Origin of the sequence: Zoogloea sp., assembly GCF_017302315.1 — a bacterium.
In the GTDB taxonomy this organism is placed as follows: domain Bacteria; phylum Pseudomonadota; class Gammaproteobacteria; order Burkholderiales; family Rhodocyclaceae; genus Zoogloea.
The window spans coordinates 1-20303 of record NZ_JAFLDT010000052.1 but is presented as its reverse complement, the minus strand read 5'-3'; the positions used below and the strand labels follow the sequence as shown (position 1 = coordinate 20303).

Genomic DNA, 20303 nt, shown 5'->3' with positions numbered 1-20303 from the left:
GCCTGCCGCTTGCAGAAGCCGTGTCGGCATGGTGTGATTCAGGTACCGACCACGCCCCGGCCCGCCATGTCCGCTTCCCGCGTCTGTGCCCTGCTTCTGGCGACGAGCCTGCTGTCCGGCTGCGCAACGCAGCCGCCATGGCCAAAGCCCCCCGCCGGGCATGCGCAAGCCCCCCATCCGGAGAGCCCCTTCACCGAGATCGAAAACCGGATCGCCAGCCACCATGGCACCGACCGCTCGGGCTTCGATCTGCTCGAACGCAACGACCGGGCCCTGCAATGGCGCCTCACCCTGATCGACTCGGCCCGCCACACTATCGACCTGCAGTACTACGTGTGGTTCGGCGATCAGGTGGGCAGGCTGATCATGTACCGGGTGCTGGATGCCGCCGACCGGGGTGTCAAGGTGCGCATCCTCTTCGATGACCTCAACACCATGCTCCACGACATGACCCACGTGGAACTCCGCGACAACCTGCTGGCCCGCATTGACCGCCATCCCAATATCGAGATCCGGGTTTTCAATGCCTGGCAGGAGCGCTCCCTCTTCGGCCGCATGTTCGGCGCAGCGACCGACTTCAAGCGCCTGAACCGACGCATGCACAACAAGCAGATGATCGTCGACAACCGGGCGGCAATCATCGGCGGACGCAATCTCGGCGACGAATACTTCGGCCTCAACCCGGCGTTCAACTTCCACGATCTTGACGTGCTCGGTGTCGGCCCGGTGGCCCGCCAGGCCAGCCAGGTATTCGACCGATACTGGAACAGCGACTGGGTACGCCGGATTCCCAAGGGAGAAGCCAGCGACCAACCCAGCTCCGATGACGAGCTGGGCGCCACGGCCCGGGCCGAACTGCTGCGCCACCCCAGCCTGCAAGCCCTCAATGCCGCCGGCACGGACTGGCGCATTCCCCTGGCCGGGCTCAGTGCAACGCTTTCGGCCGGGGTCAGCCAGGTCCACACCGACGCCCCCTCCCGCGCCCAGGATGTTCGCAACCACACGCCGGAAGCCTTCCGGGCACTGATGCGTTCCGCCCGTCGCGAAGTCCTGATCACCAACGCCTACATCATCCCAGACGCCCACTTCATGGACGACCTGCACGAGCTGGGCAGGCGCGGCGTAGGGGTGCGCATCCTGACCAACTCCCTGGCCTCCCACGATGTACCGGCGGTGAATAGCCACTATCAAGCCTGGCGCGAGCCCATCCTGGCCACCGGTGCGCGCCTCCACGAGTTGCGCGCCGATGCCGCCGTACAGGGCGAGATTGTTGATCTGCCCCCCCTGCGCGCGGGGTTCGTGGGCCTGCACACCAAGGCCATGGTGATTGATCGGGAACGGGCCTTCATCGGCTCCATGAACCTCGACCCGCGCTCCGAGATCCTCAATTCGGAGATGGGCGTGATCATCGACAGCCCCCCTCTGGCGGAGAAACTCGCCCGGCGCATGGAACGGGACATGGGCCCGGCCAATAGCTGGGAAGTGACCCGCGACACGGAAGGGCTGCTGCGCTGGCGCAGTGATGCTGGCGAACTCACCCGCCAGCCGGCCCGCAGCCTGTGGCAGCGGATCGAAAACCTGGTCTTCAGGTTCTTTCCCGCCAACCTGTACTGAAGGGCCTCCTGCATGAAGATCCCGCGCTCCTTCGCCCAGGCCTGCCTGCTCGGCGCGCTCCTCCTTGCCGGCTGCGCCGGCTTCGCCCCCCAGCCCGGCCCGGGAGCGGAGCCGGAGCCGGAGCCAGGTGCAGGCTATCGCCCCCTTACTACCCCCTTCATTGCCCTCGGCGACACCCAGGAGCATGTTTCCACCGGCTACCCGCTGCACGACAACGACAGTGCCGTGGATGCCTACGTGGAAGTGGCCCAGCGCCCGCCCGAGCAGACCCTGTTCGGGCGCCGCCTGATGGAATGGGCCCTGCACAGCCATCCCGACGCCCCCTTCATCCACCTCGGCGATGTCATGGACCTCTCCTGTCGCATCGAGGCCGGGCGCATGACGCGCATCTTCCGGGGAGCCCCCCAGCCCGGCGCGATCCTGCCCGGCAATCACGACGGACTGATGTTCGGCATCTATTCCTACAACCTCCTTGAAGCGGAGTTCGACCCCGACGCCCTGCGCTGGAACAAGGCCTGTCGGCGCGGCGCGGCCCCCGACGACGCCCGGCACAAGACCGAGCACGAAGCCTTCACCAAGCGCGACTTCATTGCCCTGTACATCAGCGAGCACGCCCGGCAAACCGCCAACCATCCCGGGCTCACTCCGCCTCCCGCGGCGGGCACCCACGTGGCTAGCTGGCGCAGCACCGACCCCCAGGCCTTTCTCACCGGCATCGAGGCCAAGCTCCTGGATGGCATCGCCTACGCCGACTCCTACCTCGCCCAGCGCATCCGACTGCCCCGCGCCCCCGAGGCCGACCGGGACGTGATCCTGATCGGCCTCGACACCAACCAGGCCGGGCCCCTAGTCAGCACCTGGGACACCCTGATGGGTCGCAGCCCGGGCAGCACCGGGCACATCCACCCCGACCAGATCGCGGCCATCGCCCACTGGATCGATGAAGCCGTCGCCCGGGGTGACATGGTCATCTTCGCCGGCCATCACAACTGGCGCGCCCTCGGCTTGCCGTCCCGCATCATGCTGCGCGCCCTGATGCACCGCCTCGACCACCCCCTGGTCTATCTGTCCGCCCACACCCACCGGGGCTTCTGGGCAGAGCACCGGACCCTGGCCCACCGGCCGCTCCTGGAGATGAACGTCAGCTCCCTGTCGGACTGGCCCCTGGCCTACCGCCGCATCAGCTTCGCCTATGACGACAAGGCCCGGCGCCTGCTGGTCAAGGCCGACCTCCTGCCCCGCGGCCCCCAGCCCAATGCCTCCTACGCCGACCTCCTGTCCGCCTGGGAAGCACAGACCTGCAGCGCATCGGGCGTTCCGCTGCGGCACATCCGGGACGAGGACAGGGCCCTGGTGCAACAACAGCGCAGTGCCCGCGGCACGCTCGTGGAATGGCTGGTGCAATACCTGGCGCCAGTCTGCGAGGGCTGCGAACAATCCCTGTACATGCACGCCCAGGCCTACCAGGACGAACTGCTGCGCACCCTAGAGCAGGTCGGCACGGAGCTCGGACCGGACACCCACGCGCTGCACACCCTGGCGCTGCCGTCCTGGTGCCCGGGCACGGGCTACGAGGCCTGCATCCACAGCCTGCTGGCAGAGCGCCGGGAAGGACTCCAGGCCAACGTCGAACTGTTCCGGCGCAAGGCCAGCCTGGTGGCCCTGCTCAACGACCACCTGGACGAACTCGACAGCCACCGGGCCAAGGCCTACATGACCTGCCGGGCCGTGCAGGCCGCCAAGCTCGACTTCGACGCCACCGACGACGCCCACAATTTCGACCGGGGCGAAGCCAAGCGCCAGGCCGAACAATTCTTCCGCATCGAAGCCAGCGTGGGCATGGACTGAGCCCCGCCCCAACAAGGAATACACCCATGGAAACCGCCCTGCCCACCGCAAGCGAGGTGCTCGCCTTCTGGTTCCACGAGACCGAGCCGCGCCAGTGGTGGCAGCGCGACGACGCTTTCGACCGGCTGATCGCCGCCCGCTTTGGCGCCCTGCACGAAGCCGCCGCCCGCTGCGAACTCCACCCCTGGCGGGCAACAGCAAGCGGACGGCTCGCTGAGATCATCGTGCTCGACCAGTTCTCGCGCAATCTCCACCGCGACCAGCCCCGCGCCTTCGCCTGCGACAGCCTGGCCCTGGCCCTCGCCCAGGTGGCCGTGGCTGCCGGTGCCGACCAGCCCCTGCCACCGGTGCAACGCGCCTTCCTGTACATGCCCTACATGCACAGCGAATCCCCCGCCATCCACCACCTCGCCGTGGCCCTGTTCAGCCAGCCGGGCATGGAGGGCAACCTGGACTTCGAACTGCGCCACAAGGCCATCATCGACCGCTTCGGACGCTACCCCCACCGCAACGCCATCCTCGGCCGCCCGTCCACGGCCGAGGAAGTCGCCTTTCTGCAGACGCCGGGCTCATCCTTCTGACCCCCGCGCGCCAGTCTTACTCCGGAACGACCGCCTCCACTAGCTGAGCCAGCATCACCAGCGACTCCTGCCAGCCGAAATAGCACGACTCGGGCGGGATGAGGCCCGGGATGCCCTCCTGAACCACCACCAACTCGGTACCACAGGACACCGCCCGCAAGGTCACGGTGGTCTGCATCTCCCCCGGCAGGTTCGGGTCGTCGAAGACGTCGGTGTAACGGATCCGCGCCCCGGGCTGCAGCTCCAGATACTTGCCTCCGAAGGCATGGCTATGCCCGGTCGAGAAGTTGGTGAAGGACATCCTGAACAGCCCCCCCTCTCGCACATCCATGCCATGGACCTGGCAGGTGAAGCCATGGGGCGGCAGCCACTTGGTCAGCGCGGCGGGGTCAAGAAAGGCACGGTAGATGCGTTCCGGGGGGGCGCGCAGGACGCGCTGCAGGGTGACGGTATGGGTCGCGGTCATGATGCTTTCCTGAAAAGAGAGGACGTCCCTCTGACGATACGACGATCAAACAATGCTCAAATCGACAGGCCTCTCAGCCCGCGCCTGAATCATGCCGCACCACGTGTGCCACCAACTGCTCCCGCCGACTCGCCAGGAAGACCACGAAGCCCAGCAGCACCACCCCTTCGAGGATCATCGTCCGCCCCGGCCCGATGGCGCTGGCGATGAAGCCGGCCAGCAGCCCGCCCAGGGCATCGAAACCAAACCGGGCCGAAGTGAAGAAGGACACGATACGCCCACGCAGCCGATCCGGCGCCATGCTCTGGAGCAGCATGTTGATCCCCACATTGCACACCGAGATACCAAAACCCAGGATCACCATGGCCCCCATGGCCACCGGCAACAGACGCGTCCAGCCGAAGGCCAGCAGCGCCACGGCACTGAGCGCCGTCCCCAGGGTGGTGGCCCCGATCAGGCCCGGCACCGAGCGCCGGGTGGCCAGAAACACCGTGGAACCGAAGGCCCCGCATCCGGCCGCCCCCCACAGCAGCCCCAGGGTGCGTGCATCCCCGGCGAACACCTCCGCGGCAAACACCGGCAACAGCACCGCATAGGCCGAAGCGGTCAGATTGAGGGCCATCAGCACGATGATGAGCATGCGCACCGTCCAGGTGTGCCAGGCATAGGCCAGCCCCTCCTTGAACACATCCCCCACCGTGCCCTGGGCACGGGGCATGGCCGGCAACTTCACCGACGCCACGGCCACAAACAGGGCAACGAAGCTCAGGGCATTCAGCGCAAAACAGGCCGCCTCCGAGGTCAGGCCCAACAGCAGCCCTGCCACCGGCGGGCCGACGAAGCGCCCGGTATTGAAGAGCATGGCGTTGAGCGCCAGGGCATTGGGCAGATCTTCCCGGCGCTCCACGAACACGCTGATCAGGGACTGGCGCAGGGGCGTGTCGAAACTGTTGAGCACCCCGAGCAGGAGCGCCATGCTCACCAGCAGGCCCGGCCCCACCCAGCCCATCCAGGTAAGCCCCGCCAGCACCAGCGCCTGGGCGGCAAGCAGCCCTTGCACCCGCAGCAACCACCGGCGCTTGTCGTGCTTGTCGATCCACGCCCCCGCCAGCGGCCCCACCAGCAACTGGGGAATCAGCGCCGCAAAGGCCGTGACGCCCAGCAGGGCCGCCGAGCCGGTGAGGCGATAGACCAGCCAGGCCATGGCCACCTGCTGGATCCACGAACCGAGGATGGACACGGCCTGGCCGAGGAAATACAGGCGGAAACTGCGATGTTCGAGAGCCCGCAGGGGGCCCGGAAGTCGGCGGGGAGACGGGTCGATGGTGTGCATCCCCCTATGTATCACGGGGCGCGGCCGGCGTACGAGAGGATCGATACAACAGGAAACCACCCGCGGACAGCAGCGCGGCCACGGAGATCACCCCCGCCATAGGCCGTCCCGTGCCGTCATGCAACTGCCCCACCATGCCGCTGGCGAGCATGCCGAAGCCAAACTGGGACGCGCCGAACAGGGCCGCCGCCGCCCCGGCGTTGCCGGGATAGGCCTGCATCAGGAGCCCCACGCAGTTGGCACCGAGCAGGCCGGTCACGCTGACCACCAGAAACAGGGCGACGAGGGAAGCGGGCAGGCTGCGCCCGACTACCACGGGCAGGACCAGGGCCGCCACAAGACCAAGCAGGCAGCCGGCGCCGATCATGCGCGGTGGCCCCAGACGCCGGACCAGACGGCTGTTGGTGTAGTTGGCCCCGAAAATGCCCACCGCGTTGGCGGCGAAAATCAGGCTGTACTGGGTCGGGGAGTAGCCGTTCAGGGTGATGAAATAGAATGGGCCGCCGGTGATATAGGCAAACATCGCTGCAAAGGACATGCCACCCGCCAACACCAGCCCAACGGCCGGCGGATCAAGCAGCAGACGGCCGTAGGCGCCGAAAGCCGCACCGATCCTCATCTGCCCGCGCCGCTCGGGCGCCAGGGTTTCCGGCAGGTGGGCCCACACCCCGTAGAGGCACAGCGCGCCCCACACCACCAGCATGGCAAAGGTGGCCCGCCAGCCGCCGGCCGCCAGGGCTGCGCTCCCCACCAGGGGCGCCACCAGCGGGGCAATCGCCGTCACCATGGCCATCAGCGACAGCTTGCGGATAGCCTCGGTGGAGGCATACACGTCGCGCACCACCGTACGCGCCAGCACCGACGCCGCGCCGCCCCCCAGGGCCTGTACGAAGCGAGCAGCCACCAGCCCATTCACATCCGTGGCCAGCATGCAGCCCAGGCTGGCCATCACGAACAGCGCAATGCCACCCAGCATCACCGGGCGCCGGCCGTAGCGGTCGGAGATCGGGCCGTAGCCCAGCATGCCCAGCGAGAAGCCCGCCAGGAACACCGTCACCGTGGACTGCACGGCCTCCGGGCCGCTGCCCAGGCCAGCAGCGATCGCCGGCAGGGCGGGTAGGTAGAGGTCCACGGCCAGCGGCCCGAAGGCCACCAGGGCCCCGAGCAACAGGATGAAGCGGCCTTCCCCGGCCGTACCCGCCCGGCCGGGCGTCATAGCCCGCCCAAGGCCAGGTACTTCACCTCCATGTACTCATCCAGGCCGTACTTGGAGCCCTCGCGGCCGGTGCCGGAGCACTTCACGCCGCCAAAGGGCGCCACCTCGGTGGAGATCAGCCCGGTGTTGATGCCCACCATGCCGTACTCCAGCCGGCGCGAGACACGCCAAACGCGGGCGTGGTCCTTCGAGTAGAAGTAGGCCGCCAGGCCGAACTCGGTGTCGTTGGCGATGGCGATGGCCTCGTCTTCGGTTTTGAAGCGGAACAGGGGTGCCACCGGGCCGAAGATCTCTTCCCGGGCCACCTCCATGTCGCGGCTCACGTCGGCCAGCACGGTAGGCTCAAACCAGGTGCCGCCCAGGGTATGGCGCTTGCCGCCGGAGACCACCCGGGCACCCTTGGCCACGGCGTCGTTCACCAGGCTCTCCACCTTGGCGATGGCCGGCCCGTCGATCAGCGGCCCCTGGGTCACGCCCTCCTCCAGGCCGTTGCCCACCTTCAGCAGGGCCACGGCGGCGGCGAGCTTCTCCGCGAACTGCTCATAGACGCCGTCCTGCACCAGGAAGCGGTTGCTGCACACGCAGGTCTGGCCGGCGTTGCGGTACTTGGAGGCGATGGCCCCGGCCACCGCGGCATCCACGTCGGCGTCGTCGAAGACGATGAAGGGTGCGTTGCCCCCCAGCTCCAGGGACAGCTTCTTGATGGTGGGCGCACACTGTTCCATGAGCAGGCGGCCGATGCCGGTGGAGCCGGTGAAGGTGAGCTTGCGCACCAGCGGGCTGCCGGTCATCACACCGCCGATGGCGCTGGCCTTGCCGGTCACCACGCTGAACACCCCGGCCGGCACGCCGGCACGCCCGGCCAGCTCGGCCAGGGCCAGGGCCGACAGGGGGGTCTGCTCGGCGGGCTTGAGCACGATGGTGCAGCCCGCAGCGAGGGCCGGCGCAACCTTGCGGGTGATCATGGCGGAGGGGAAATTCCACGGGGTGATGGCGGCGCAGACACCCACCGGCTCCTTGGTGACCACGATCTGGCGGTCACGCAGGGGCGAGGGGATCACGTCGCCATAGGCCCGGCGCGCCTCTTCGGCAAACCACTCGATGTAGGCGGCGGCGTAAGCGATCTCGCCTTTCGCCTCGGCCAGGGGCTTGCCCTGCTCCAGGGTCATGATGCGGGCCAGGTCGTCCTGGTGGGTGAGCATCAGGTCGAACCAGCGGCGCAGGATGCGGGCACGCTCGGCGGCGGTGGTCTCGCGCCAAGTGGCGAAGGCCCGGTCGGCGGCCTGGACGGCACGCTCGGTCTCGGCTGCGCCGCAGCGGGGCACCGTGGCGATGACGGCGCCCGTAGCCGGGGTGGTCACCGGGAAGGTCTCGCCGCTGTCGGCGCCGATCCACTGACCGTCGATGTAGCAGGCCTGCCGCAGCAGGGAGGGGTCCTTGAGGTCGAGCATGGGGTTTCCTTTGTTTGGCACGGGGCGAAGACATCCCCGCCCCAGCAGAGTTCAGTAGGCGGCGCCTGCCTTGCCGGCGTCCGCGTCCTTGAAGCGGGCGGCCAGGGCCACGGCGGCGTTGCGCAGCAGCAGGGTGTCCACGCCCACGGCGATGAAGGACGCACCGCTTTCCAGGTAGCGGCCGGCGGCGGACGGATCGGCCGAGAACACGCCGGCCCCCTTGCCGGACTGGCGGATGCGCGCCAGGGCGTCGGCGATCACCGCCTTGACCTCTTCGTGGCCCGGGTTGCCCAGGTGGCCGAGGGATGCGGCCAGGTCGGCGGGGCCGATGAAGACGGCGTCGATGCCCTCCACCGCCAGGATGTCATCCAGGGCCGCCAGCCCGGCGCGGGACTCCACCTGCACGATCAGGCACATCTCGGCGTCGGCTTGAGTAAAGTAGCCTTCCACCCCATTCCAGCGGGCGGCCCGGGCCAGGGCCGTGCCCACGCCACGGATGCCGTTGGGCGGGTAGCGCATGGCACGCACCAGGGCGCGGGCCTCGTCGGCGGATTCGACCATAGGCACCAGCAGGGTCTGCACGCCCACGTCCAGGTACTGCTTGATGCGGGCGGCGTCGTGGTCGACGGTGCGGACCACGGTGCGCACCGGGTAGCTGGCGATGGCCTGGAGCTGGCGCATCACACTCTCCGGTGTGTTGGGGGCGTGTTCGCCATCGATCAGCAGCCAGTCGAAGCCGGTACCGGCCATCAGCTCGGCGCTGTAGGGGTCGCACAGGCCCAGGAAGACGCCGATCTGGGTCTCGCCGGCCTGGAGGGCGCGCTTGAAGGTGTTCTGGGGCATCTGCATGGCGGGTCTCCGGGGCTCAGCCGAAGCGGCAGGTGATGGCACCCAGGGTGCCGTAGTCCACGTGGAAGGTGTCGCCGGGGCGCGCCGGTACGGGCCGGGTGAAGGAGCCGGCCAGGATCACCTGCCCCGCCTCCAGGGCCACCCCGTGGGGGGCAAACTTGCGGGCCAGCCAGGCGATGCCGTTGGCCGGGTGGTTGAGCACGCCGGCGGCCACGCCGGTCTCCTCGATCACGCCGTTGCGGTAGAGCAGCGCCGACACCCAGCGCAGGTCCACGTCCATGGGCTTGATGGGCCGCCCGCCCATCACGATGCCGGCATTGGCGGCGTTGTCGGAGATGGTGTCGAAGACCTTGCGCGGGCGCTTGGTGGTGGGGTCCACCCGGTGGCAGCGGGCATCGATGATCTCGATGGCCGGGATCACATAGTCGGTGGCGGTGATCACGTCCAGCAGGGTCAGCTCGGTGCCTTCCAGGCGCTTGCCCAGCACGAACGCCAGCTCCACCTCTACCATGGGGGCGATGAAGCGCCCGGCGGGGATGTCGGCGCCATCATGAAAGAACATGTCGTCCAGCAGGGTGCCGTAGTCGGGCTCGTCGATCTGGGACGACTGCTGCATGGCGCGGGAGGTGAGGCCGATCTTGTGGCCCTTGATGACCCGGCCTTCGGCCAGCTTGAGGCCCACCCAGGTCTTCTGGACGGCGTAGGCGTCTTCGATGGTGATGTCCGGGTGCTGCAGGGACGGGGCGAGGATCTGCTCGCGGGCCTTTTCGGCGGCGTGCAGCTGGCGCGCCAGGTCGAGATGGATGTCGGTGCTCAACATGTCGGGTTCTCCTTGTGACGCTCAGCTTTTCTTGAAGCGGGCGTGGATGTTGTTGTGTTTCCAGGTCCCGGCTTCCGAGAACTCGACAATCTCCATCGAGAGGGCCAGGCCGCGGCGGGCAGAGATGTCGGCAAAGTGAGCCTTGAGCATGGCGAACAGCTCGTCACCCACTTTCTGCTTCTCTTCCGCCGTGCGCCCCGCGCCCATCTTGAAGGTGAGGTGCACGAAGGCGTCGTCGGCGGAGCCATCTGCCACGCAGTAATCGGCAAGGCAGATGGCCCGGGAGCGGATGCCGCCTTTCGGGAACACGCCGCCCTGGTCCAGGACGACCTGGTTGGTCTTTCTGAGCAGGCCGGGGATGTCGCCCTCCGCCTTCAGGTTGTCGGTGTATTCGTAGATGAGGTGCGGCATCACGCGGCTCCTGGATGGGCTCAGACCGGGAAGATCGCGTTGATCTGGCCGGTGCCGGAGCTGGGGAAGAAGGGGGTCACGACCTCTACCTGACCCTGGTAGGCGTCCCAGCCGAGGGCGCCCAGCAGCATGGCGGTGTCGTGCATGTTGCCTTCGCCGTGGCACTTGTCGGCGTATTCGGGGAGCATGGCGCAGAAGGTCTTCCAGTCGCCGTTCTTCCACATCTCGACCACGGTGTGATCGACGGTCTCGAGGAAGGGGCTCCACATCTTGTGCAGGAACTGTTCGGACACGCCGTTTTGGGCAAAGCGGTGGGACAGGGAGCCGGACGCCAGGAAGGCCACCTTGCCGTCGTACTGTTCCTTGACGGCCTTGGCCATGGCGCCGCCGAGCTTCACCGAGTCTTCGAGGTTATGCACGGTGCACAGGGCCGACACGGACACCACCTTGAAGTGACGGTCGGCATTCATGTAGCGCATCGGCACCAGGGTGCCGTACTCGGGCGCCAGGCTGGTGTCGGAGTGGGCGCGGGTGCGCACGCCGGCGGCGGTGGCAGCATCGGCCAGCAGGTGGCCGAGGGCCGGGTTGCCGTCGTAGGCGAACGGCAGGTTCTTGATGAAGTGGGGCAGCTCGTTGCTGGTGTACACACCTTCGAACTTCGGTGCGCAATTGACGTGGTAGCCCGAGTTGACCAGCCAGTGGGTGTCGAACACCACGATGGTGTCCACGCCCAGCTCGCGGCAGCGGCGGCCGATCTCGATGTGACCATCAATGGCGGCCTGGCGGCAGCCCTTGTGTTCGCCTTCCATCTCCGACAGGTACATGGACGGCACGTGGGTGATCTTGGCGGCGAGGGCGAGTGTGCCCATGGTGTTCTCCTTCAAATTCCGGTGGTGTGGGTGGGTCCGCTAAGGGACGGCTCTCTGCCGGAGACGGGTGCCGGGCGGGTTCTCATCTGCCTGCCCTGGCCCCCTGGATTTCGGTCAGATGCCCCAGCGCGGGATGTGGTGTTCGCCGTATGAAACCGCGATGTTCTTGGCTTCGCAGAACACCTCATAGCTGTAGTGGTTGCCTTCCCGGCCGGTGCCCGATGCCTTGCTGCCGCCGAAGGGCTGGCGCAGGTCGCGCACGTTCTGGCTATTGACGAAGGTCATGCCCGACTCGATGGCCTTGGCCAGGCGGATGGCGCGACCGGCGTTGTTGGTCCACAGGTAGGACGACAGGCCGTAGATGGTGTCGTTGGCGATGACCACGGCCTCCTCCTCGGTCTTGAAGCGGATGATGCAGGGCACCGGGCCGAAGATCTCTTCCTGGGCGATGCGCATCTTGTTGTCCACGTTGGCAAAGACCGTGGGCTGCACCCAGAAGCCGTTCTTGAAGCGCTCGTCGACCACCGGGGTGCCGCCACCGAAGACCACCTCGGCGCCCTCCTGCTTGCCCAGCTCGATGTAGTAATTGACCTTGTCCTGGTGGCCCTTAGAGATCATCGGGCCGATCACGGTGTTCGGGTCCATCGGATCGCCCACGGTAAGGCGGGCGGCGCGGGCGGCGAAGTCGGCGACGAACTTGTCGTAGATGCCGGCCTGCACGATGATCCGCGAGCCGGCGGTGCAGCGCTCGCCGTTGTTCGAGAAGATCATGAAGATGGCGGCGTCGAGGGCGCGCTCGTAGTCGGCGTCATCGAAGATGATGAAGGGCGACTTGCCGCCCAGCTCCATCGAGAACTTCTTGAGGCCGGCGGCCTTGACGATGCGGTTGCCGGTGGCGGTGGAGCCGGTGAAGGAGATGGAGCGCACGTCCGGGTGCGACACCAGCGGCTCGCCGGCGGTGTCGCCGAAGCCCTGCACCACGTTGAAGACGCCCGGCGGGATGCCGGCCTCGAGGGCCAGCTCGCCGAGGCGGTGGGCGGTGAGGGGCGACAGCTCGGACATCTTCATCACCGCCGTGTTGCCAAAGGCCAGGCAGGGCGCGGTCTTCCAGGTGGCCGTCATGAAGGGGACGTTCCACGGGGAGATCAACGCGCAGACGCCCACGGGCTGCCACAGGGTGTAGTTGAGGTGGCCGGTGTCGGAGTCATAGGTTTCGCCGTGCATGTGCTGGATCAGCTCGGCGAAGTAGTAGAAGTTGTCCGATGCGCGGGGGATCAGCACGCGCTTGGTCTGGTTGGTGACCTGCCCACAGTCGGCGGTTTCGAGGTCGGCGATCTCGGCCACGTTGGCGGCGATCAGGTCGCCGAGCTTGCGCACCAGGCGGGCGCGCTCCTTGACCGGCGTGGCGGCCCAGCCCGGAAAGGCGGCCTTGGCAGCGGCCACAGCGGCGTTGATTTCGGCCTGACCACCGCTTGCCACCTCGGCGATCACTTCGCCTGTAGCCGGGTTGATGGTCTGGAAGGTTTCGCGGCTCTCGACCTGCTGGCCGTTGATGATGTGCTTGATCATGCTGTTCTCGCTTTCCTTACGCGTTGGCGAACCAGGTCTGGTCGTCGACGATGGTGTTGACCAGACAGCAGATGTTCTCGACTTCGGTTTCAACCACGTCGCCGGCTTTCACGTCGGCCAGGCCTTCGGGCGTGCCGGTGAGGATCACGTCGCCGGGGTTTAGGGTCATGAAGGACGACAGGTATTCGATCAGGGTCGGGATGTCGAAGATCATGTCGGCGGTGGTGCCCTGCTGGGTGGTGATGCCATTGACCCGGGTGGTGAGGGCCAGCCGCATGGGGTTGGCAACATCGTCGCGATCCACCAGCCAGGGGCCCAGGGGGGTGCATGCGTCGCGGTTCTTCACCCGCAGGTTGGGGCGGTAGTAGTTTTCCAGGTAGTCGCGGATAGCGTAGTCGTTGGCCACGGTGTAGCCGGCGACGATGTCCATGGCGTCGGCCTTGGCCACGTTCCTGCCGGTCTTGCCGATCACCACCGCCAGCTCGCACTCGTAGTGCATGTAGGTGGCATCAAACGGGCGGCGGGTGTGGGCCTGGTGTCCGGTGATGGTGTTGGGCCCTTTGAGGAAGACCAGGGGCGTTTCGGGGGCCTTGAAGGCCAGCTCCTTGGCGTGGTCGGCGTAGTTGAGGCCGAGGGCAAACACGGTGCCCACCTCGACGGGCGGCAGCCACTGGAAGGCCCCTTCGGCCACAACGCGGCCGTCGGCCAGGCGGACCTGCCCCCTGTCTTCGGTGACCTGATGAACGGCGCCGTTGAAGGCAATGCGACCGCGCTTCATGCTTGTGCTCCTGCAATGGAGAAGTCGAGGGTGCCGAGGGCCTCGGCGTGGACGCTGACGCGGCTGCCGGCCACGGCCTGGGGTGCCAGATAGCTCACCCCCACCAGCAGCACGTCGCCCTCGGCGAGGGTCATGAACCCGGTGACGTCGGCCAGCAGGCGGGCCGGATCACGCAGCAGATCGGCCAGTGAGCGCGTCTCCACCACCTCGCCATCGATGCGCGTGGTGAGGCTGAGGCTGGCCAGATCAGTCAGGGGCTGCACCGGCCCCAGGGGCAGGGCGCCGTCGAAGCACTTTTCACGGATGGCGGGGCGGTAGTAGCTGGCGTGGGGCAGGCTCAGATCGGCAGCCAGCACCACCCCCGCGACCGCCTCCAGCGCCGTGTCCGCACTCAGGCGGGCGGCGGCCCGACCCATCACCAGCCCGACGGTGGCGCCCACCTCGACGGCCGTGGCTCCCGCCGGCAGGCTCACCACACTGCCGCCGGGCACGCGGGTGCCGGCCGGCTTGATGTAGAGGGCTGGCGCCCGGGGTGCGCCCTTGTAGGGTGCGGCCTCCAGGGCGTCGCTGCCGATGCGTGCGAGGGACGCCCGGTCATTGAGGACGACACCGTAAACCGTGCCGCTAACTTGCTGTTCGATCATAGTTTCTGACTCCGCTCAGCCGAGGTAATGAACCAGGCCGAGACACAGGACGGGGAAGAAAACCAGGGCCACGATGCGGATGAAGTCCGAGGCGAGGAAGGGCATCACGCCCCAGGCGGTCTCGCTCATGGGCACATCGCGGGCAATCTTGTTGATGACGTAGAGGTTCATGCCCACAGGCGGATGGACCAGGCCGATCTCCACCACCATCAGCGCCAGGATGCCGAACCACACCGACTTGTCCTCCGGCGCCATGCCGAAGAACTCCAGGCCCATGATCATCGGGTAGAAGATGGGGATGGTCAGCAGGATCATGGCCAGGGAGTCCATGACACAGCCAAGCAGGATGTAGATGAGCAGGATGGCGCCCAGCACCACCAGGGGCGGCAGACCACTGCCCTGGACCCAGGTGGCCAGCTCGGTGGGCATCTGCGACAGGGCCAGGCTGGAGTTGAGCAGGTCGGCGCCGATCAGCACCATGAAGATCATGCCGGTGGCGTGGGCCGTGCCATACACGCTCTGCAGGAAGTCCTTGCTGCGCATGCCGCCCGACACCGCGGCGATGATGCCGCAAGCCGCCGCGCCGATGGACGCCGCCTCGGTGGGGTTGGCCCAGCCACCGTAGATGCCGACGATCACCACCAGGAACACGCACAGCACCGGGATGATGTTGACCTGCGCCTTGATCATCTCGGCAAAGGGCACCCGCACGCCAGCCGGACCGGCACTCGGATCGCGGCGGACCACCAGGGCGATGACCAGGACGTAGCCCAGAGCAGCCAGCAAGCCCGGCACCACGGCTGCGACGAAGAGCTTGCCGATGGATTCCTGGGTGAGCACAGCGTAGATCACCAGGGGCACCGAGGGCGGGATCATGATGCCGAGGGTGCCGGATGCCGCCAGGGTGGCGGTGGACAGGCGGCCCGAGTAGCCGGCGGCCTTGAGTTCGGGCAGGGCCACCTGGCCCATGGTGGCGGCGGTAGCCAGGGACGAACCACAGATCGCCCCGAAGGCCGCACAGGCCGCCGTGGAAGCCATCGCCAGGCCCCCACGCCAGTGGCCGATGAGGGTGCCGGCCGCCTTGAACAAGGCCTTGGACAGGCCGCCATGGGTGGCGAACTGGCCCATCAGGATGAACAGCGGGATCACCGCCAGATCGTAGTTGGAGACCCGGGCATAGACCAGGTTGTTGAGGGTGTAGAGCAACCCGGAGGACTCCCCGTGGTTCATCACCAGATAGATGCCGGCCCCGGTGATGAACATGGCCATGGTGATGTGAACCCGGATCGCCAGCATGGCGAGCAGGCAGCCGAAGCCGATGAGGCCGATTGCAGTACCACTCATGAACGGGCTCCAGGAATCTTCTTGGTCGGATGGAAGTGGGCATAGGCCCGATAGGCCGCGCACACCGCCATCAGCATCAGCCCCGGCACCAGCAGGGCGGTGGGAATCCACAGGGGCAGCGACACGAGGGTCGTCACCTCCTGGGATTCATGGGTGGCGATGGCCGACAGGATGGTGCGCCAGGCCAGCAGGCAGGACACCACGGCGAACAGCACCTCGGCCACGCCGTCGATGGGGCGCTTGAGCGAGTCGCGCATTTTCTCGGTGAAGAAATCCACCTTGATGTGCTCGCCCAGCAGCGTGCAGTAGGGCAGGAAGGCCGTCGCTGCGACTGCCGTGCCCGCCTGCATCAGCTCGATGTCGCCGTTCACCGAACCGAAGCCCAGCTTGCGGCCGATGATCGACACCAGCGACATGACGATCAGGGCGATGAACAGCACACCTCCGGAAATCGCCATCGCCTTCCCCGCGATGATCAGGTAGTGCTCGACCCTGTCGTGCTCCACCAGTTCATGGGGCATCCCCATCGGATCTTGCATGATTCCGTTCTCCTGCCTGTGGGTGGACGCTTACTTGTTGGTGCCGGTGAGTTCCCGAGCGGCGGAGATCAGCTTCCGGCCATCCAGGCCCTTGTCACCCACCTGCTTGGCCCATTCCTCCTCGACGCTGGCGGTGGCGCGCTTCATGGCCGCCACTTCAACCGCGCTGAAAGTCGAGATCTTGTTGCCCTGGGCAGCAATGCGCTTGCGGGTATCCGCAGCCACTTCATCGAACATGGCGCCAAAACGGCCGACCATGGCTTCACCCGTCGTCCGGTCGACGATGGCCTTCAGGTCGGCGGGCAGGGATTCGTACTTCTGCTTGTTCATCAGCACTGTCAGCACGGTGGCGGTGGGGTGCGCCACGCCGACGGCGGGCTGGGCATGGAACTTGGTGACCTCGGACAGCTTGGTGGGATAGACCAGCTCCCAGGCGCCGAGGGAGCCATCCACCACCCCCTTGGAGATGGCTTCGGTAACCTGGGCGGGCGGCATGGCCACCGGTGCGCCCCCCAGAGCGGCGAGGGTCCTGGCGCCCACGCGGGTGGAGGTGCGCAGCTTCAGACCGCTGAAGCCGGTTAGGCCGGCGACGGGCTTGGACGCGGTATGCACCGCCTGGCCACCGTCGGTGTGGAAGGCCAGCACCTTGTAGGCGGCGAACTCGGCCTGGGCGTGCTGCTGGTAGAACTTCCACAGAGCCTTGCTGGAGCTGGTGGCGTCGGCAACCATGAAAGGCAGCTCGAAGGCCTCGATGGCGGGGAAACGCCCGGCCGAGTAGCCCGGGCCGGTCCACACCACGTCGGCCACACCGTTCTTGACCTGATCCACCAACTGGGCCGGCGTGCCGCCGAGCTGCATGGCCGGGTAGAACTGGCAGGCGATACGGCCGCCCGAAGCCTGCTTCATCTCGTCACACCAGGGCTGCAGCACCTTCTGCTGGGTCGGCGCGGCCGAGGGCAGGAAGTGGGCGATCTTCAGGGTGACTTCCTGGGCTGCGACCGACAGGGAAAAACTCAGTGCGCCAAGAACGGCAAAGTAACGGGTCTTCATTCGACATCTCCTCTTTGGTTGACCTGGGTGTGCGCCCACGCTCTCTAATATGTTAGTAATTACATCACTACGATATTAGTGAGTCAACAGACTCGTCAAAAAAAACCTGCTGTCGCACCGCCGCATCCCGTGAGGTCGAATTCATTGGTGCTGTTCGCGTTAATTCAGACGGGCTTTCACGTACACCGAGCCATTACTGATACAGGGCTGGGCGACTGACCGTTGATCACCTGCATTTCCAGTCCCCTCAGGCGCGCCGACTGGAGGGTTCGGCAGGCGGAAAAAGGGCTGCGTATGTTTGAGCCCGAAGGGCGAGTTTGCGCAGACCCCGCCTGACGGACCCGGAAAGAGGGAACCCCCGAAGGGGGAGCGACAGCGGGGTACGTTTCTTTGCCTTCTTTCTTGTCGTACAACAAGAAAGAAGGCCGCCCGCCGGGGCGAGACCCGGCCAACGTCACGCCAAACACCGGAAAGCCGGCCAATAACGGCTCAACCCGTAAAGGGTCGAATAAAGAGGGAATAAAAAGCCCGGCCGCCGCAGGGCGGCCGGCAAGTTCGCTGAGGAGAAGCGAAAGGAGACGTAAGGACCTGCGCCGGTGGCTCAGGATTTCATGATCTTCACGGTCTGGATGGTGGTGTACTCCTCCAGTCCGTAACGCCCGAACTCCACCCCGATACCCGACTGCTTGACCCCGCCAAAGGGTGCATCGGGCTGAATGGCGCCGTGCTCGTTGATCCACACCGACCCACACTCCAGGCGCGGCGCCAGCGCGGCCGCCCGGGCCGGATCGGAGGACCACAGGGAACCGCCGAGGCCGTTGGGGTTGTCGTTGGCCCTGGCAATCACCTCGTCGATGTCGCTGTAGCGGATCACCGGCAGGACCGGGCCAAACTGCTCCTCGTCCACCACGCGCATGCCGTCACGCACGTCGGCCAGCACGGTGGGCGGATAGAAATAGCCGGCGCCTTCCGGTAGCTGGCCGCCCGATAGCACGCGGGCGCCCTGGGCCCGGGCGTCCTCCACCAGGGCATGCACGTAATCGCGCTGACGGGCGTTCTGCACCGGGCCGAGCTGGGTATCGGCCTGCAGGCCGTCGCCCACCACCGCGTCCCGGGCCAGGCGGGCCAGGGCCTGGCACAGGGGCTCGTAGAGGCTGTCATGCACATAAAGGCGCTTGAGGCAGGCGCAGGTCTGGCCATTGTTGTGAAAGCCCACGCCAAACAGCCGGGCCGCCAAGGCCTCGGGGTTGGCATCAGGGAGCACGATGCCGGCGTCGTTGCCGCCGAGCTCCAGGGTCAGGCGCTTGAGATTGCCGGCGGCGGCGGCCATGATGCGGCGGCCGGTGGGCGTTGAGCCGGTGAATACGATTTTGTCGATGCCGGGGTGGGTGGCCATGGCCTCACCGACACCGGCATCGCGCTCGGCCGAGATCACGTTGAGCACACCCGGCGGCAGCACACCGCTGGCCAGCTCGACAAAGCGCAGGGTGGCCACCGGGGTCAGCTCGGAGGGCTTGAGCACCACCGTGTTGCCCGCCCGCAGGGCCGGCATGACGTGCCAGATGGCGATCATCAGCGGCCAGTTCCAGGGGGTGATGGAGCCCACCACGCCCAAGGGCTTGCGATGCACCTCGACGCGTGCCTGCTCGTTGTCCTGGATGACCTCGACAGGCAGCGACAGGTCGGCGGTCACATGGGTCCAGGCGATCGCCCCGCCCACTTCCATGCCGGCGCCGACGCCGTTGAGGCCCCCCAAGGGCTTGCCGGTCTCCCGGGTTACCAGATCCATCAGCTCGGGCATGTGGCGCTCGAGCACGCCCGCCAGGGCATGCACGGCGGCCTGGCGGTCGGCATCGGGTGTCCGGCTCCAGGCTGGAAAGGCCGCCCGCGCAGCGGCCACTGCGCTGTCCAAGTGCGCCGTGTCGCCCGCCGGCACCCGGGCAAACACCTCACCGGTCGCCGGATTGACGACACCGAAAGTGCGCTCGGCCTGCACCGGCTGACCGCCGATGCTCATCATGTAGGTCTCCATCTCTGCTCCTCTGGTCTGGTTTGAAGCGCGATCAGTTATGGGTCGGGCCAGGTTGGACAACACCGCGCTTCGAGAAGCGCACCAGCCCATCGGCCCCGGCAGCCACAGCCGCCGTCATCGACAGGCGGTCGTCGCGCTGGGTCCAGCTAAAGCTGGCGCCGCTGTCGGCGCTCTCGATCTGGACACCATCCAGCCCGACACCGATCACCCGTTCGTCCACGGCGATCAGCTCGGTCAGGGAGCTCTTGCTCCCGGTGGCCACCGGGCCCCAGTTGCGGCCATCGTCGGTGCTGCGGTACAGGGTCCCGCGCAGCCCCGCCACCAGCAGACTGCCGTTGGCGAGCGCCGTTCCCGACCAGAAGGAGCCTTTGTAGCCGGTGTTGAGGTAACGCCAGGTGTCTCCGTGGTCGTCGCTGCGCAGGACCATCCCCCGCTCGGCGGCCACAAACAGGCTGCCCCGGGCGGAGGCAAAGAGCTTGAAGAGATTGCGGTCAGCCTTGCCGCCCTCGGGGGGCGCAGGCAGCTCGACGGAGGTCCAGGTCTTGCCCCCATCCCGGGTCTTCAGGACCAGGGACCACAGGCCTACGGCGACGCCCTCCCGGGCGTCGAAGAAGTGCACCGAAAACAGCGGCCGATCTTCCGCCGTGTCGGTGCGCTGCACCGACCAGGTCTCGCCGCCGTCGGCGGTATGCAGGATGGCGCCCCAGTGGCCGACCGCCCAGCCCTGGCGCTCATCCGCAAAACTGACCGCAGTCAGGGTCGACGAGACGGGGACGCTGCCCGCCTGACGGAAGTGCTGGCCGTCGTCATCCGAGAGCAGGATGGTGCCGTAGTCCCCCACGGCAACGATGCGCTTGCCGGCCCGGGCGGCACCCAGCATGGGCGCCTG

At 67.1% G+C, this 20303-nt stretch carries 19 protein-coding genes; 3 read left to right on the top strand and 16 right to left on the bottom strand.

The window, feature by feature from the left end; all coding sequences use genetic code 11:
• The first annotated feature begins 66 nt into the window (after window positions 1–66).
• Genes J0L98_RS14800 through J0L98_RS14790 form a run of 3 tightly spaced genes read left to right on the top strand, consistent with a single transcriptional unit; the run spans window position 67 to window position 4043 of the window.
• A complete protein-coding gene (locus tag J0L98_RS14800) occupies window positions 67–1614 on the top strand; it encodes a phospholipase D family protein (protein ID WP_296412539.1) in 1548 nt (515 codons plus the stop codon).
• A 12-nt stretch (window positions 1615–1626) separates the two neighbouring features.
• Window positions 1627–3462 carry a hypothetical protein gene (locus tag J0L98_RS14795; protein ID WP_296412538.1) on the top strand — a complete coding sequence of 612 codons (1836 nt, stop codon included), beginning with the start codon at window positions 1627–1629 and terminating at the stop codon, window positions 3460–3462.
• Window positions 3463–3488: 26 nt separating this feature from the next.
• Window positions 3489–4043, top strand: a complete 555-nt coding sequence (locus tag J0L98_RS14790; protein ID WP_296412537.1) for a DUF924 family protein — start codon at window positions 3489–3491, stop codon at window positions 4041–4043.
• A gap of 16 nt (window positions 4044–4059) precedes the next feature.
• On the opposite strand, the gene J0L98_RS14785 is transcribed toward J0L98_RS14790, so the two are convergent.
• From J0L98_RS14785 to J0L98_RS14710, 16 genes are all read right to left on the bottom strand, one after another.
• Window positions 4060–4509, bottom strand: coding sequence for an SRPBCC family protein (locus tag J0L98_RS14785; protein WP_296412536.1), 450 nt, complete (start codon window positions 4507–4509; stop codon window positions 4060–4062).
• A 73-nt stretch (window positions 4510–4582) separates the two neighbouring features.
• A complete protein-coding gene (locus J0L98_RS14780) occupies window positions 4583–5842 on the bottom strand; it encodes an MFS transporter (RefSeq protein ID WP_296412535.1) in 1260 nt (419 codons plus the stop codon).
• A gap of 4 nt (window positions 5843–5846) precedes the next feature.
• Window positions 5847–7058, bottom strand: coding sequence for a multidrug effflux MFS transporter (locus tag J0L98_RS14775; RefSeq protein WP_296412534.1), 1212 nt, complete (start codon window positions 7056–7058; stop codon window positions 5847–5849).
• Window positions 7055–8509, bottom strand: a complete 1455-nt coding sequence (locus tag J0L98_RS14770; RefSeq protein ID WP_296412533.1) for an NAD-dependent succinate-semialdehyde dehydrogenase — start codon at window positions 8507–8509, stop codon at window positions 7055–7057. The genes J0L98_RS14775 and J0L98_RS14770 overlap by 4 nt, the downstream gene beginning before the upstream one ends.
• 51 nt (window positions 8510–8560) lie before the next feature.
• Window positions 8561–9358, bottom strand: a complete 798-nt coding sequence (locus J0L98_RS14765) for an HpcH/HpaI aldolase/citrate lyase family protein (RefSeq protein ID WP_296412532.1) — start codon at window positions 9356–9358, stop codon at window positions 8561–8563.
• Between the two features lie 16 nt (window positions 9359–9374).
• Entirely contained in the window at window positions 9375–10178 is an 804-nt protein-coding gene (gene hpaH, locus J0L98_RS14760) for a 2-oxo-hept-4-ene-1,7-dioate hydratase (RefSeq protein WP_296412531.1), read from the bottom strand.
• A 21-nt stretch (window positions 10179–10199) separates the two neighbouring features.
• Window positions 10200–10589: a 5-carboxymethyl-2-hydroxymuconate Delta-isomerase gene (locus tag J0L98_RS14755; RefSeq protein ID WP_296412530.1), complete on the bottom strand. Its 390-nt coding sequence runs from the start codon at window positions 10587–10589 to the stop codon at window positions 10200–10202.
• Between the two features lie 20 nt (window positions 10590–10609).
• Window positions 10610–11458 (bottom strand): 3,4-dihydroxyphenylacetate 2,3-dioxygenase, encoded by an 849-nt coding sequence (hpaD, locus tag J0L98_RS14750; protein WP_296412529.1) that lies wholly within the window; start codon window positions 11456–11458, stop codon window positions 10610–10612.
• A gap of 114 nt (window positions 11459–11572) precedes the next feature.
• Complete coding sequence (gene hpaE, locus J0L98_RS14745) at window positions 11573–13027, bottom strand: 5-carboxymethyl-2-hydroxymuconate semialdehyde dehydrogenase (protein ID WP_296412528.1); 1455 nt, start codon at window positions 13025–13027, stop codon at window positions 11573–11575.
• A 16-nt stretch (window positions 13028–13043) separates the two neighbouring features.
• Entirely contained in the window at window positions 13044–13805 is a 762-nt protein-coding gene (locus tag J0L98_RS14740) for a fumarylacetoacetate hydrolase family protein (protein WP_296412527.1), read from the bottom strand.
• Window positions 13802–14449, bottom strand: coding sequence for a fumarylacetoacetate hydrolase family protein (locus J0L98_RS14735; RefSeq protein ID WP_296412526.1), 648 nt, complete (start codon window positions 14447–14449; stop codon window positions 13802–13804). Before J0L98_RS14735 ends, J0L98_RS14740 begins: the two co-directional genes overlap by 4 nt.
• A 15-nt stretch (window positions 14450–14464) precedes the next feature.
• Entirely contained in the window at window positions 14465–15793 is a 1329-nt protein-coding gene (locus J0L98_RS14730) for a TRAP transporter large permease (protein ID WP_296412525.1), read from the bottom strand.
• The gene (locus J0L98_RS14725; protein ID WP_296412524.1) at window positions 15790–16332 is read right to left on the bottom strand and encodes a TRAP transporter small permease; all 543 of its coding nucleotides are present in this window, start codon (window positions 16330–16332) and stop codon (window positions 15790–15792) included. The genes J0L98_RS14730 and J0L98_RS14725 overlap by 4 nt, the downstream gene beginning before the upstream one ends.
• A gap of 30 nt (window positions 16333–16362) precedes the next feature.
• Entirely contained in the window at window positions 16363–17382 is a 1020-nt protein-coding gene (locus J0L98_RS14720) for a TRAP transporter substrate-binding protein (RefSeq protein WP_296412523.1), read from the bottom strand.
• Window positions 17383–17983: 601 nt separating this feature from the next.
• Window positions 17984–19414 (bottom strand): aldehyde dehydrogenase family protein, encoded by a 1431-nt coding sequence (locus J0L98_RS14715; RefSeq protein ID WP_296412522.1) that lies wholly within the window; start codon window positions 19412–19414, stop codon window positions 17984–17986.
• A 31-nt stretch (window positions 19415–19445) separates the two neighbouring features.
• Window positions 19446–20303, bottom strand: an 858-nt coding sequence (locus tag J0L98_RS14710) for a YCF48-related protein (protein ID WP_296412521.1), incomplete at its 5' end; no start/stop codon positions are given.

Excerpts from the sequence above, each read along its gene's own strand:
- J0L98_RS14720 (WP_296412523.1), bottom strand. The coding sequence starts at position 17,382 with ATGAAGACCCGTTACTTTGCCGTTCTTGGCGCACTGAGTTTTTCCCTG.
- J0L98_RS14785 (WP_296412536.1), bottom strand. The coding sequence starts at position 4,509 with ATGACCGCGACCCATACCGTCACCCTGCAGCGCGTCCTGCGCGCCCCC.
- hpaH (WP_296412531.1), bottom strand. The coding sequence starts at position 10,178 with ATGTTGAGCACCGACATCCATCTCGACCTGGCGCGCCAGCTGCACGCC.
- J0L98_RS14780 (WP_296412535.1), bottom strand. The coding sequence starts at position 5,842 with ATGCACACCATCGACCCGTCTCCCCGCCGACTTCCGGGCCCCCTGCGG.
- J0L98_RS14775 (WP_296412534.1), bottom strand. The coding sequence starts at position 7,058 with ATGACGCCCGGCCGGGCGGGTACGGCCGGGGAAGGCCGCTTCATCCTG.
- J0L98_RS14740 (WP_296412527.1), bottom strand. The coding sequence starts at position 13,805 with ATGAAGCGCGGTCGCATTGCCTTCAACGGCGCCGTTCATCAGGTCACC.
- hpaD (WP_296412529.1), bottom strand. The coding sequence starts at position 11,458 with ATGGGCACACTCGCCCTCGCCGCCAAGATCACCCACGTGCCGTCCATG.
- J0L98_RS14715 (WP_296412522.1), bottom strand. The coding sequence starts at position 19,414 with ATGGAGACCTACATGATGAGCATCGGCGGTCAGCCGGTGCAGGCCGAG.
- J0L98_RS14790 (WP_296412537.1), top strand. The coding sequence starts at position 3,489 with ATGGAAACCGCCCTGCCCACCGCAAGCGAGGTGCTCGCCTTCTGGTTC.
- J0L98_RS14730 (WP_296412525.1), bottom strand. The coding sequence starts at position 15,793 with ATGAGTGGTACTGCAATCGGCCTCATCGGCTTCGGCTGCCTGCTCGCC.
- J0L98_RS14795 (WP_296412538.1), top strand. The coding sequence starts at position 1,627 with ATGAAGATCCCGCGCTCCTTCGCCCAGGCCTGCCTGCTCGGCGCGCTC.
- J0L98_RS14725 (WP_296412524.1), bottom strand. The coding sequence starts at position 16,332 with ATGCAAGATCCGATGGGGATGCCCCATGAACTGGTGGAGCACGACAGG.
- J0L98_RS14765 (WP_296412532.1), bottom strand. The coding sequence starts at position 9,358 with ATGCAGATGCCCCAGAACACCTTCAAGCGCGCCCTCCAGGCCGGCGAG.
- J0L98_RS14770 (WP_296412533.1), bottom strand. The coding sequence starts at position 8,509 with ATGCTCGACCTCAAGGACCCCTCCCTGCTGCGGCAGGCCTGCTACATC.
- J0L98_RS14735 (WP_296412526.1), bottom strand. The coding sequence starts at position 14,449 with ATGATCGAACAGCAAGTTAGCGGCACGGTTTACGGTGTCGTCCTCAAT.
- J0L98_RS14755 (WP_296412530.1), bottom strand. The coding sequence starts at position 10,589 with ATGCCGCACCTCATCTACGAATACACCGACAACCTGAAGGCGGAGGGC.
- J0L98_RS14800 (WP_296412539.1), top strand. The coding sequence starts at position 67 with ATGTCCGCTTCCCGCGTCTGTGCCCTGCTTCTGGCGACGAGCCTGCTG.
- hpaE (WP_296412528.1), bottom strand. The coding sequence starts at position 13,027 with ATGATCAAGCACATCATCAACGGCCAGCAGGTCGAGAGCCGCGAAACC.